Source organism: Humiphilus diazotrophicus, assembly GCF_059726315.1.
In genome coordinates, this window is record NZ_AP040870.1 from 53003 (window position 1) to 65814 (window position 12812).

The 12812-nt window shown below is 49.8% G+C and carries 9 protein-coding genes; 5 read left to right on the top strand and 4 right to left on the bottom strand.

Annotated elements, in window-relative coordinates:
• Positions 1-427: 427 nt before the first annotated feature.
• Positions 428-2986: an ABC transporter permease gene (locus AC6I7T_RS02185; RefSeq protein WP_497791646.1), complete on the top strand. Its 2559-nt coding sequence runs from the start codon at positions 428-430 to the stop codon at positions 2984-2986.
• Between the two features lie 396 nt (positions 2987-3382).
• On the opposite strand, the gene AC6I7T_RS02190 is transcribed toward AC6I7T_RS02185, so the two are convergent.
• The 4 genes from AC6I7T_RS02190 to AC6I7T_RS02205 all read right to left on the bottom strand — a co-directional run bounded on the left by AC6I7T_RS02190 (position 3383) and on the right by AC6I7T_RS02205 (position 6803).
• Positions 3383-3706, bottom strand: a complete 324-nt coding sequence (locus AC6I7T_RS02190) for a hypothetical protein (protein ID WP_497791647.1) — start codon at positions 3704-3706, stop codon at positions 3383-3385.
• Between the two features lie 208 nt (positions 3707-3914).
• Complete coding sequence (locus tag AC6I7T_RS02195; protein WP_497791648.1) at positions 3915-4208, bottom strand: flagellar basal body rod C-terminal domain-containing protein; 294 nt, start codon at positions 4206-4208, stop codon at positions 3915-3917.
• A 144-nt stretch (positions 4209-4352) separates the two neighbouring features.
• Positions 4353-5306, bottom strand: a complete 954-nt coding sequence (locus AC6I7T_RS02200; RefSeq protein WP_497791649.1) for a metallophosphoesterase family protein — start codon at positions 5304-5306, stop codon at positions 4353-4355.
• 81 nt (positions 5307-5387) lie between these two features.
• Positions 5388-6803, bottom strand: coding sequence for a hypothetical protein (locus AC6I7T_RS02205; protein WP_497791650.1), 1416 nt, complete (start codon positions 6801-6803; stop codon positions 5388-5390).
• Between the two features lie 311 nt (positions 6804-7114).
• Here AC6I7T_RS02205 and AC6I7T_RS02210 point away from each other — a divergent pair, with 311 nt between their 5' ends.
• The 4 genes from AC6I7T_RS02210 (at position 7115) to AC6I7T_RS02225 (ending at position 12216) form a co-directional block, all read left to right on the top strand.
• The gene (locus AC6I7T_RS02210; protein WP_497791651.1) at positions 7115-8227 is read left to right on the top strand and encodes an outer membrane beta-barrel protein; all 1113 of its coding nucleotides are present in this window, start codon (positions 7115-7117) and stop codon (positions 8225-8227) included.
• Between the two features lie 198 nt (positions 8228-8425).
• Positions 8426-9244: a glycoside hydrolase family 27 protein gene (locus tag AC6I7T_RS02215; protein WP_497791652.1), complete on the top strand. Its 819-nt coding sequence runs from the start codon at positions 8426-8428 to the stop codon at positions 9242-9244.
• A 517-nt stretch (positions 9245-9761) separates the two neighbouring features.
• Entirely contained in the window at positions 9762-11537 is a 1776-nt protein-coding gene (locus AC6I7T_RS02220; RefSeq protein WP_497791653.1) for a sensor histidine kinase, read from the top strand.
• A 214-nt stretch (positions 11538-11751) separates the two neighbouring features.
• Complete coding sequence (locus AC6I7T_RS02225; protein WP_497791655.1) at positions 11752-12216, top strand: cupin domain-containing protein; 465 nt, start codon at positions 11752-11754, stop codon at positions 12214-12216.
• Positions 12217-12812: the final 596 nt, after the last annotated feature.

The following is a 12812-nucleotide window of genomic DNA, read 5'->3' on the forward strand; positions in this document are numbered from 1 at the left end:
ACGTATCTATGCCGTGCCGATTCCTGGCCGCACCGGCCTATCCGTCGCATTCACGGCATTTCCCGAATCTCAGGAAGAGCTTTTGATTGTTCTAGAGAACTTCTTGAGGAATCCCTCCGTCGGCCTAATTGCCGGGGATGGAGAAGATCCGATTCCCATTCCCCAATTGGGGGAAGCTTCGATGTTCCCGTTTGCTCAACAAATGACTCTCTTCCATTATGCCAGTCGCGAGCATCCTGTTCGGTTCCGAACAAGGCAATTCGAATATGGACAGGAATCAGTTCCCCTGAAACAATAAACCTTTTGTTTTCAATAGATTTACACGGTGAAGAGACGGCATCGCACATGCAAGAAGCTGGTTGACTGTTCCTCTCTGGAATTTCCATGTGAGGACGAGAGCAGCAATCATCAGGAAAAGGGGATGTGAATGCTAGCGGATTTGAGCTTTGCCTGGAGGCAATTGCGGAAGTCACCTGGGTTTGCCCTTACGGCCGTGTTAACTTTGGCATTCGGTATTGGGGCTACTACCGCCATTTTTACCCTGGTTCATGCCGTCTTATTGAAATCTCTTCCAGTGACAAAGCCGGGTGAACTCTATCGCCTCGGGGATAAGGTGCATTGCTGCGTGCTGGGGGGCTATACCCAGTGGGAGGATTATTCGATCTTCTCCTATGAGCTGTATAAGCACTTTCAAGCTCATACTCCAGCCTTCGCCGATCTGGCTGCCTTCCAGGCCGGTTCCGCAGGATTGGGGGTACGTCGTGCGGGCAGCCATCAGCCTGCTGAGGCACGTAATGGGGAGTTTGTCTCCGGGAATTACTTCCGCACCTTTGGTATCAGTGCTTGGACAGGCAGAGTTCTGAATGAAAGCGACGATCGTGAAGGTGCCTCTCCTGTAGCTGTGATGAGCTATCACACCTGGCAGGAGAAGTACGGAAGCGATGTCTCGGTCGTGGGGTCCACCTTCCTCCTCAACAGCAAGCCCTTTGTTGTTGTCGGCATCGCTCCTCCGGGTTTCCTGGGGGCATCTTTGCGCGATTGGGGCACACCTGATTTCTGGATGCCACTCGCAGACGAGCCAATTCTTGTTGGGGGAAGCTCTCTTTTGAAGAAGCCCAACTCTAATTGGCTGGACATTATAGGGAGAGTTCGTCCGGGGACGGATTCTCAGGCTCTCGAGACTCAGCTCAAACTGGAACTGCGTCAGTGGCAGATGAGTCATCTGTCCGAGATGGATTCAGCAGAAAAGGATCTCATCCCTCGCCAGGAGTTCCATCTGACTGCCGGTGGTACAGGCGTAAACCAGATGCGACAGATGTATAGCGGGGAATTGCGTCTGTTATTTATTGCTGCGGGCTGTGTTTTGCTCATAGCCTGTGTCAATCTCGCTAATCTTTTGCTGGCCAGAGGTGTTGCTGGCAGGCAGCAGATTTCCGTCAGAATGGCATTGGGAGCCTCGCGGATAAGGATGATCCGAAAGGCACTGATTGAAAGTGTTCTTATTAGTGTCCTGGGTGGAAGTGTAGGTGTGCTGGTGGCTTATGCCGGAACGGGCATGATCCTGCATCTAATGTTTACCGATCCCCGGCTTTATGTGCCGATTCAGGCGACGCCTTCCTGGCCGGTGTTATTGTTTGCCTTAGTTGTATCTTTGCTTACAGGTGCTTTCTTTGGAGTAGCTCCAGCCTGGGTGGCATCTCATGCTCAACCAATAGAAGCGGTACGCGGCGTAACACGGTCGACAACCGGGAAGATATCCCTTCCTCAAAAGGCGCTGGTTGTTACACAAGCTGCTTTGTCGCTGGTTTTATTGTGCGCGGCTGTAATGTTATCGCAGAGTCTCCGTAATCTGCAGCATCGTGACCTAGGCTTTGATTCAAAGGACCGCTATCTTGTCTGGGTCGATCCTCTACTGGCGGGTTATCGTGTCGAGCGGCTAGAGAGCTTATATGAGCAGATTCAGGAGCGTTTGCAACGAATACCCGGTGTGCAGAGCGTTTCCGTTGCTCAATATGCTCCGATGAGTGGCGATAATTGGAGTGGCGATGTGCAGATCGAAGGAAAGCCAGAGCCCAGGGAGAACGAGGACAATGGGGCCACCTTTGTACGCGTTATGCCCGCCTTCTTCAATACCGTTGGAAACAAGATGCTCATCGGACGCCCTATAACGCAGCAGGATACTGCCACCTCACGAAATGTGGCGGTCATTAATCAAGCATTTGCTGACCGATTCTTCAACGGAGAAAACCCCATAGGGAAACATTTTGGAGATGGCGGGGGTAAGCATGCAGGAGATTATGAAATCGTCGGAGTAGCCGCCAACATGATCTACAACCCCTATAACATAATGAATTCCGATGCGGTGAGACCTATGTATTTTATGGCGGAGGCTCAGTCTCTTAAGCAGGAAAAAACCAACCTGATGGTCGACGAAGTTCGCAGCCATTACCTGCATAACATCGTATTGTGGGCTCCAGGAAATCACGCCAACATGGAAAATCAGGTAAGGAGGGCGCTTGCCGAGATAGATCCCAATCTGCCTGTTGAGGCGATGGATAGTTATGAAGGGATTCTGCGCTCGGATTTCTCTCTGCAGTCGACGACGGCTCGGCTTACTGCTCTCTTTGGTGTTGTAGCGTTACTTCTGGCCGCTGTGGGCTTATACGGTGTTACTGCCTATAGCGTGGAACAGCGGACAAATGAAATCGGCATACGTATGGCGTTAGGGGCAGGCCGCTCCTCGGTTCTGAAGATGGTACTTCGCGGTGCTTTCCTGCAAGTAGGGCTGGGGTTAGCTATCGGCATTCCGGCCGCAATCTTGGCTGGGAAGGGAATAGCAAATCAACTCTATGCTGTTACGCCTTGGAATCCTGTAGTTCTGCTCTCGGCTGTATCCCTTCTCAGCTTGGCCGCAACAATTGCCGCGATATTGCCATCCCATAGAGCTGCTTCCATTGAACCGATGGAGGTGCTACGAAATGAGTAGAACGAGGCAATAAGAAGAGGCGATCTATGTTGAAGCTTATCGAGACCAATTGCAGAATATTGGTCTCGATAGATTGCTGAGTGTCGTGCCTCCAGCACTTGGATATTGTTTAGTACCTCCTATCCAACCCGGACATACTGGGCTGATGTTTAGCCTTCGGCCCTCGAGGCTTCTTGGACAGCTTTTCTCTTATAGATTGGTTTCAGCTACATCGCAGAATTGTGCTATTCAGGCTCTCCCTGGAGCTCTCAAATCACTGGAGCTTGTGATATCGAGATTTAGCGATCAAAACTATTAAATGGACTAACGAGGAGGGAAGCTGGAACTGTTCTCAATGCTGCGTTCATTCTGTCTATTGCGAGCTCCAGGGGGAGTGGAGCTGTGAGGCCGTTACTTTCAGGCTGCTTGGCGCATTTCGACAGCGATCTTTACTTCCTCATGGTCGTCGGGATGTCCAAAGACCACTGCCGAATGTCCGGTAAGGGTTCCGGTGAGTGTAAGCATTACAGGTTTTTCCGGACGCTCTTGAGTTGAGACATCGGGTTCCCAAACGTAAGGTTTTACTACTATCCGAGCATAGACATTTGGGGAATCAATCATATATGTACCGGTGTAAGTGTGCCCTGGATCGCCGCCGAGAATCTGTCCATCGCGCAGCACGACCATGCCATCGCCATACTCCGGGCCTGCGGTGAAGTGTGTGAACCAAAGGCCGTCCATGGCTTCCTCCTGAAGGAAGACTGGTCTTTCGGCTGTCAAGCATACGCCGGTTTTCAGGGAAGAGAAAAGGTCTTTTTCGTTCGATCTGGTATCAAAGAATGTCTTTCTGAAGGATGCCGGATAGGGCTTTGGCGATAGCAAAACATAAGCGCCCTTTCTGCAGAGAAAAGGCGCCTCACAATCTTTATGGACGAAGAGATGTTATCAATTAGGCCTTGATATCAATTACGGTTTTGGCTAATTCCTTGCCGACCTCGATGGTTTTGAGATTAGCTTCGAATGTGGTTTTGGCGGACAACATGGATATCATCGCTTCACTGATATCCACTGTATCGACGGGTTCCGTCGTCGTAGAGGATGCCTCAGTACTCGAGCGGGCGATGTCTGATGCGGATTTTTCCAGTTGTCCCTGCGCCTGATTCAGTCCTTGCAAGCCTATCGAAAAGATATCCATTTTGTTCTTATCGACAGAGACTGTAACTACTTGAATTTTAAGGCTCATAAAGACGTTTAGGAGGCTAACTAGAGCATTTTTCGCATATGTATAGACTTGCCGACGATCGCGAAGAGCGGCTTTCTTTAGCGGAAAGCCGCATAAGCTGTTGTGTCTTGGTCTACGTCTTTGCGAAAAATGCTCTAAAGCGCATTATTCCTTGCGCGGATCGATGCTTTGAAAGCCATATGTCTCATAATGAGTCGATAACTTACCTTTTTCTATTTTGACAACAGTAAAGCCCTCCGGAGATCCCATACGGGTGCCGTGCCACCAGTTGCCGCAGACTGCGCCACTTGTAAGGTAAGGAATTCCGCGCCAGGTCACCGTTTCGTTGGCGTGGGTATGTCCTTGTAATACTCCAAGAACATTGTGTCCTTCAAAGAGAGCGATAGCCTCATAAGCATTGGCAACGGTGAGGGAATGATGCTTGGGCTCAGTCTTTGGCGGCGGGGCATATGCGGCAAAGGCCGAGACCAGTGGGATGTGGATCGATACAACGATAGGTGTACCTGTGGGAAGCGATTGCAGATCTGCAGCCAGCCACTCGAGCTGACCGGCATCGATCCGGCCTTCGTAAGCATGATCTTCCGTAATGCCTATGGAATCGAGGACGAGAAAATGTACCCCTTTATGATCGAAAGAGTAGTAAGTCTTCCGACCCATGCGTTCTTCGAAGAACTTCTTGCCATAAAGAGGATCGTCCGGCCTCACTCCGCTCTCAGGATAGATTCCAAGACAATCGTGGTTACCAAGCGTGTGGTAGACCTTCAAGCCCAAATCCTGTTCCGTCTTTCCGTAGAGATCGAAGAGTTGGATTGCCTTTTCTTTGCTGACTCCAAGTGCATCCATAACATGGTCGCCACCCTGGATGGCGAAGTCGGCTTTAATTGTTCTGGCCTTCTTGAAGCACTGATCGCAACCTTGCGCGGCGTTTAGTTCCGATTGCAAGTGTGTGTCGGTAATGAAAAGAAAGGTGAAATCTTCTGGTTTTTCATCTTTGTTTGGCGATTTCTTTTCTTCTCCCAAGAGCGTGGAGGGAAGTAGTGCTGCTACTCCCGATACTCCGGTCATTACAAGAAAATCTCTACGGTTCAAGCTCTTCATCTCTCCCAATCTATGTTGAATGCCTCACAGGATTATGAAAACTAGTGCAATATCGGTCGGTCAGGTACATCGCAAAACTTCCTACCAGGCATAAACAGCAACGATCTTTTCCGGGCCTGGGACAAAATCTGTAACCGATGTACTCACCACGATCTGGATATTCTTACTCTTCCAATCTTTTGGCAAATAGGGAATTGCCTTCTCCATATTCTCAGAATTGACGATAAGATCGGCCGCGGCATCCGAACCGCTGCCGGTCGGTCCGGCGGCAAATACAACGAACTGTCCGGTACGCGAATCAATCAGGCGGGAAACAAGACCATAGTCTTCCTGAACAGCCCAGCTGGAATTGAGCTTCGGTGACCAGGAGCGGCCCGATTTGCCCTGTTCCTGAATATGCAGTCCTTGTTTATCGTCGACAAAAGCAAAATGCAGACCCGAGGTCATTTCCATTGTCCACGGATTGCTGAAGGCACCAATGAGCACGGCGGGCGATTTTCGCAAATCTTCAAAAGAGTAATCACCGCCTATCCTGAGTTCGCTTGTCTTTTTCTGTGTGCCGAGGAAGTTTGAGATTGCAACTGCTGCCTGGACATCTCCCTTGCCAACTCCATAATCGGCATACTCCACCATGTCTCCCCAGGACACCTTGTCTTCAGGCTTGAGGTGCGGGCGATGAGTCATGCGATAGACTTCGCGATCGAATTCCCCGGGAGATTTTTCGGTTCTCTGGTATAGCTCCTTTGACGGACGATAAAAGATGGGTTTAGGCAAGCAGATTAACAGGGGTTTCGAAGAAGAAATTGCCGGAGACCAGAATTGCTGAATTGCCGACTGTGATGGTTTAGCGAAGGAACTGCTTCCTATATAAAAGATAACGGCGCAAAGCAGAATTACTGCAATGGCTGCGGCATAGATCTTTTGCGATTTCCATGGACTTTGTTTGCGGTAAGGAGGCTCGTCCTTTGGGGAAAGGATGTGATGGCCCTCATGCGTTTGAAGTGCCGTGGCTGATGGCTCTAGATGATTCTCTGCGTCATTGGCTGCCTGATTCGTCCACTGGAACTCCGGTGCATAGGAACCCAGTGGGAGTGTGATTCGAATCGGACTCTCATGCGGATATGCCTGGTAGTACTGTTCGAGGCGTCGGCGAACCTCTCTGGCTTGGGCTCGAACTACGGAGTCGTCTCCCGTTGCGTAGTCTGCGGGGCGGTTAAAGAGCGCTGTACCGATGGCCCGTTCCTTGAGCGGTTCATTAGGATTCTTGAGCCGGTACTGCACGACAAATGTCAGGAATTGTTTCCCGCGTCTGGTGGAATGGAAACAGGGACTTTTGAGAATCAACTTCAATGTCTCATTGACTGCTACAGGATCGGGGATCTGATCTGCCGCCTCTTCGAAATCGCTCAGTTGGACCTCGCCGATAGCTGCATCCGTCTCCTGCGAAGTGGGGTCTGAAAGATCTCTTCGAGTCGGTTTTAAATCCACTTCATTCATCGATAAACCTCTGCTGCTCGGAGCCGAAACGGGTCCGAATCCTCCTCCGATTCACGCCTTGATCTTTTGCCTGCGAACGTACCTCAAACTTTAGCACCGATGACCCAACCAGGCTTCCTTCTCTTTATCCTTGTTTATTTCAACAACTTAAACATGTTCTACACCGTGATTATCTTGCTAGTTCCCTGACTCACATTGCCTTATGTTCGGCGGATGAGCGCTGGCCTTTCGGAACTTTCTTCAATCAGGGAAGAAGGATAGCCGGAAGTCGAGACATCGGCTATGTTCCGCCTGCAGCCAGCATTCAGCAAATGAAGGTTATTACCAACCCCTATGACGCGCAATATGGCCATACGGGTGGCGCAATCTTCGACATGGTCACCAAATATGGGACCAATACCTTCCACGGTCAGGTGTACGAGAACTATCGCCGCAGCTGGCTGAATGCAAACAGTCATTACAACAATGCTCTCCACTACGGCAGAGGTAAGGAATGGATCGATCAATACGGGTTTGAGATAGACGGTCCGGTAAGGATTCCGCATTGGTATGACGGGAGAGATAAAACCTTCTTCGAGATGCAGTACGAAGGCTATCGGGAAGGGACTCCGTTGACCTTCCTGGAGTCGGTTCCTCCGCTCGATCCGGATTCGTCGACTCAGACTGTTGCTCAAACCGGAAATTTCAGTCAGGCCTATTACTGGAATGGAAGTGCAAAGCAGCCAGTCACACTCTACAATCCGCTCGAAACTTCGAAGCTCACAGCGAACGATAGTGTTCCGAGAACAGCATTTGTAAACAATAAAATTCCCGGGTCATATCTAAATCCTGTGGCCCAAAAGATCTTGAGCTATCTGCCTAAACCAAATTTCACAACACCTTCTGATCAGAGCTGGGGTGTGGACAACTACAAGTCGCAGATGAATTCTTCCGATAATTTCAAAAGCGCTATTGTTCGCGTGGACAAAAACTTTGGTGACTCTGATCGTGCCTACCTGCGTTTTGCCTGGAATAAGCGCTCGGAGAGCCGTCCTTCTAGCGGTATTCCAGGTGCGGCCAAGACGGGTACTTCCCCTCTGATCCGGCAGAACCATTTCTTTACCGGAGATTGGGTGCACACCTTTACCCCAAACTCTCTCTTCGATCTACATTTGTCGTTTACCCGCTATGCGTACGGACAGAAGCAAGGGACGAGCCCCTTCAATCTAGCTGATCTTGGATGGCCTACAGACTACAACTCCTCGATGCCGATGACTGCTTTCCCTCAGATTGAGCTCAGCGGGTACAGCACTATGGGAGACAATTTCACCAATGGTGGAAATAAGATCTCCGTGACAAACACGATTGCTGCCATGCCGATGTGGACCTATGTGCATGGAGCCCACACAATGCGAATCGGTATGGATTATCATACCTGCCGCTAATCGTTTTCCTTCGTCCGTTGAGGGAAAAGTTTTAAACCGCTTGCAGATTATGTCCATAGCCGTGGCCTTAGATTTGGGATTCACATCCTACGTGGCATTCCACGGCAAGCTGTTGCGCAAAATGCACAAATTCTTGGCACTAACGTTCATGCGGCAGATATTGCAGATAAAGAGAGTGTCTGCAAATGGAATACCGATATGTACGGTGTCGATATGTCGAAGCCGGGGGCTCAGGCATATTACGACTCACTGGTTGCGCTATATGCGCAATGGGGAGTCGATTTGATCAAGGCCGATGATATGTCGAGTCCTTACCATAAGGCGGAAATTGAAGCGCTTCATCATGCAATCGTGAAGAGCGGACGCCCTATCGTCTTGAGCCTCTCTCCTGGTCCCGCTCCTCTTGATCAGCTTGAACATCTCCGTGCCAATGCCGAGATGTGGCGTATTGAAGACGACCTTTGGGATAACTGGGAATCGCTCAAGAATATGTATTTCCGTGCGGAAGCTTGGGCTCCTTATGTAGTACCCGGCCATTGGCCTGATGCAGACATGCTGCCGTTGGGGCATATTGGTATCCGGGCCGAGCGGGGAGACGGTCGGCTTTCTCTCCTTAGTCATGACGAACAACAGACGATGATGACGTTATGGTGTATGTCTCATTCTCCACTTATGTTAGGAGGCGATCTCTCAACTTTGGATGCATTTACACGCTCTTTGATCACGAATGATCGTGTGCTGGTTGTAAATCAGCACAGCGGAAAGAGCAAGGTTGTTTATAAAGAACAGAATCTGCGGGTTTGGACATCAGTGTTGGACAAGAAGGTTTTTGTTGCCGTATTTAATCTATCGGACTCTCAAGCCTCAACTCACCTTGCCTGGAATCAAATGGAGATTAACTCAACCCCTCTAGCTATTCTCGATCTTTGGAGTAATAGGGAGTTATCATCGTTGTCTTTCTTGGATGTGGCGCTGGCACCGCATGCCTCGGCTTTCTATGAGGTTAAGCTTCAGTAAACGATGTCTACGTCAGATATCCTCTGGGAAATGCTGAGAGGTGGCAGCCTGCCGCAGAGCGAAATCATGGATGCTTCATCTTCTCGCCCAGAACACGGAGTGCACGTGTTCTGGGGGCTCCGGCTTCGCCACAAGGTGAAGGGAAGTGGACTAAAGCAGGACCGGCGCCGGCTTTCATATGGGTAACCCTACAATTCTCTGAAATTTAGCTTAGTCCGGCTAAGGAGAATCGAGACTTTGTGTTTTCGCTAACTTGCCTTACTTTTGTAGATAGTGCACCCTCGGGTTCCTTGAAGCGTCAATTTCTCAGATACCGAATCCGCAATATCCAAATATTTTCAAGCACTTCTCCTCTGTTTTGACTGTTTACGGTTGTAGTACCAGCTGGGAGGGATGGGATTCGGTCAAAAATAATCTCAAATGACCGTCAGAATAGTCATCCAAAAGAAATGTATATTTTCTAAATCTGTTTGTCCGATGCAGGAGTCGGGACGGTCGGAATAAAAAGGGGCCATTGATGATGCCTTCTCCCCGAAAGGCTCAGATAGCATTTATCTTCGCGCTGCTCTTGCTTTGCATTTCCGGTGTTGCCGCTTATTTATCCATTGTTCAGCTGCGTAGCAGCCAACGGCTCGTTGTCCATACCCTTGAAGTCCAGGCTGCTTTTGGAGCCCTTGATTCAGCTTTAGGAAAGGCTGGGCGGGCGCGTAGCGCTTATGTTACGACCCAAAGCGGGGAGTTCTACCAGGAATTCCAAGAAGCTGTTCCAGAAATTTTCAACGCTGTCACACACATTCGAATGCTGACGGCTGACAACCCTTCACAGCAGCGTTTATGTGCCCGTCTTGAGACATTGGCAGAGCAGCGCGTCGTTTTTTTCAAAAGATCGGTTGAGCTGGCAAGAACAGATCCCGTGAACGTGTCGGGACAGAACGAGATGGTTCGCCAGAATGTTCCGATCGCACAGGCGACCACGTCCATCCTCGAAAAAATGCGTCAGGAAGAGCAAAGCTTGCTACGGACAAGAGCAGATAATGCGACGCAGTCATTTCTGGTGGTCGGAGTCATTCTGGTTTCCAGCTTTATCCTGGCACTAATACTTTTATTCACCCACTACCGTTTACTTTCGACAGAGCTGAAAGCCAGGCAACGTGCGGAGCAAATTGTGCGTGAAGGTGAAATGAGGCTGAAACTGGCACTTGACTCTGCACGCATGGGCGCATGGGATCTCGATATTGCGAAAGACAGATATGTCCGTTCGGGCAGCTATGACGAGATCTTTGGTTATTCGTTTCCGCTGACTAAGTGGAGTACGCAGATTCTCCTCCAGCATGTTATTCCTGAGGACAGGGAACGCGCTCGGACAGATTTTGAAGAGGCGCTGAAGTCGGGCAATCTGGCAACGGAGTGCCGCATCACCTGGCCCGATCAGTCAATTCACTGGATTGAAATTCAAGGGCACGTTTACAGGGATTCTTCGGGTAAGCCGATCAGGACCATGGGAGTAGTATCCGATATTTCGGATAGAAAGAAAGCCGAAGAAGCGGTCCTTCTACAAAATGCGCAACTGAAGGTGGTGAACAAAGAGCTGGAGGCCTTCAGCTATTCGGTTTCCCATGATCTTCGCAGCCCCTTGCGGGCAATCGATGGCTTTAGCCTGGCTTTGCTGGAGGATTGCGAACCAAAACTCACAGACGAAGAGAAGATATACCTGCATCGTATTCGGGCTGCCGCGAACCGGATGGGGACTCTGATTGACGATCTGCTGAAGCTGGCACGCACGACGCGCCGGGAGATGGTTCGTGAAGAGGTGAACCTGAGCGAGCTTGCTGAAGAGATAGCCGCACAATATGCCGCTTCAGAGCCGGAGAAGACGACGAAGTTCATTATTGCTCAGGATCTCAAAGTAGTTGGTGACAAAGGATTACTGAGGATTGCTCTTGAGAATCTTTTCGATAATGCGAGGAAATTCTCTTCCAAACGCCCGAATCCTATAGTTGAGTTCGGTATGTACGAGAACGGAGACGGCAGGATCTATTTCATTCGCGATAATGGCGCCGGTTTTGACATGAGGTACTCCGATAAGCTCTTCAGTACCTTCCATCGCCTTCATCCCGATCATGAATATCCGGGAACGGGAGTCGGTTTGGCTTCCGTCCAGCGTGTTGTTCAGAGGCATGGTGGCCGGATCTGGGCAGAGAGCCAATTGAATCAGGGGGCAACGTTCTATTTCACCCTGGACCCAACCGCCGATGAGCTAACCAGGCTGGAGCAGGCAGCAAACTTTTCCTAGAGAAAGTCCAATCACCCCTAGGACTTTCGTTCTCAAGCGGTTACCCGAAAATAAAATTCTTTTTCTGCATGATCCTCTTGCTTTGCACCGTGGCGCTCTTTGCTGGATACATACCGGTTCTGTGCGCTTCTCGTGTGAATCAATGGAGGTTCTATGGAATATTAGGTTGCGAGGCCGGACTCCTAAGAGGACTGACCTCCGGTAATATTCCGGAATGCCTGAGAAAAGCCGCCGTGACGTCTGTCTATCCTTACCGCTTCTGGCCCTCTTTGGCCAGACGTTAGGGAATGCTCAATCGACCGGTTCTACAAATTCTTCTTCGCCCTTGTCGCATTCGCAAGCCTTTGCTTTCGATCAACTGCTTGTGAAGACCAGTGCTGTCGGATCGTCGAGATCCGTCCTTCGAGGCACACTGGCTACCGGGGAAGAGATTGAAATGCATGAGACGACACTCTCTCCCGGAAAGATGCCACATCCTCCTCACAAGCATGTTCATTCAGAATTCATGATGATCCGGGAAGGAACGGTAGAGTTTGCTATTGAAGGCAAACCTCAACAGCTTGGTCCTGGTGGGGTGGCCTATGCAGCTTCGAACGAACTACACAGCTTGAAGAATGTAGGTGATACGCCTGCCAATTATTTCGTGATCGCTATCGGGAAGGAACCGGCCGCGAAGTAGTGCCCCATGCTGAGAAGTCTCTGAAGAAGCGGAATAGAGACTTTCATATCGGTGAACCGAAGAGCGTTTCCGGATAAGGTTCGTTGTTCGGTTACCGATATCAGAATCACCGAAATCGAAGATTTCCAATCTAATCTCCCTCTATACGGAAAGGTTAGTCTCCCTTAAATCCATCCTGTACTCGCGAACTATTATTCATAAAATCAATAGAGTTTCAATAAACAATTTTCATGAGAGAGATTTTCCAGCAAGGGCGCTTTTCAATGTAGAACAGGGTTGAGCTTCGCTGTGCAACATAGTCGAATTATGTGAGCTCGATACTGATCAGTAAATTTTGTGTATACATTCTTGTAACGATCGGTTATATATGTTCCCGCTTTTTGGTTTTTGAAGTCTAGAGTGTTCCAGGAGTGTGCGCCCTATTGTTACATTGCCAGCTCTATGTTTGCTTGTGGAGCAGATACCCAATAGGCATGCGGACTAGAGCCGTAATTAGTGCAGGATGAGTCCTGCACTGTGGCCTTCTTCTTCTTGAAGTAACTACTTCTTGTTTCTTCAACTTCTGTCGGAAGGCGGGAGATGGAAGCTCTATGCCT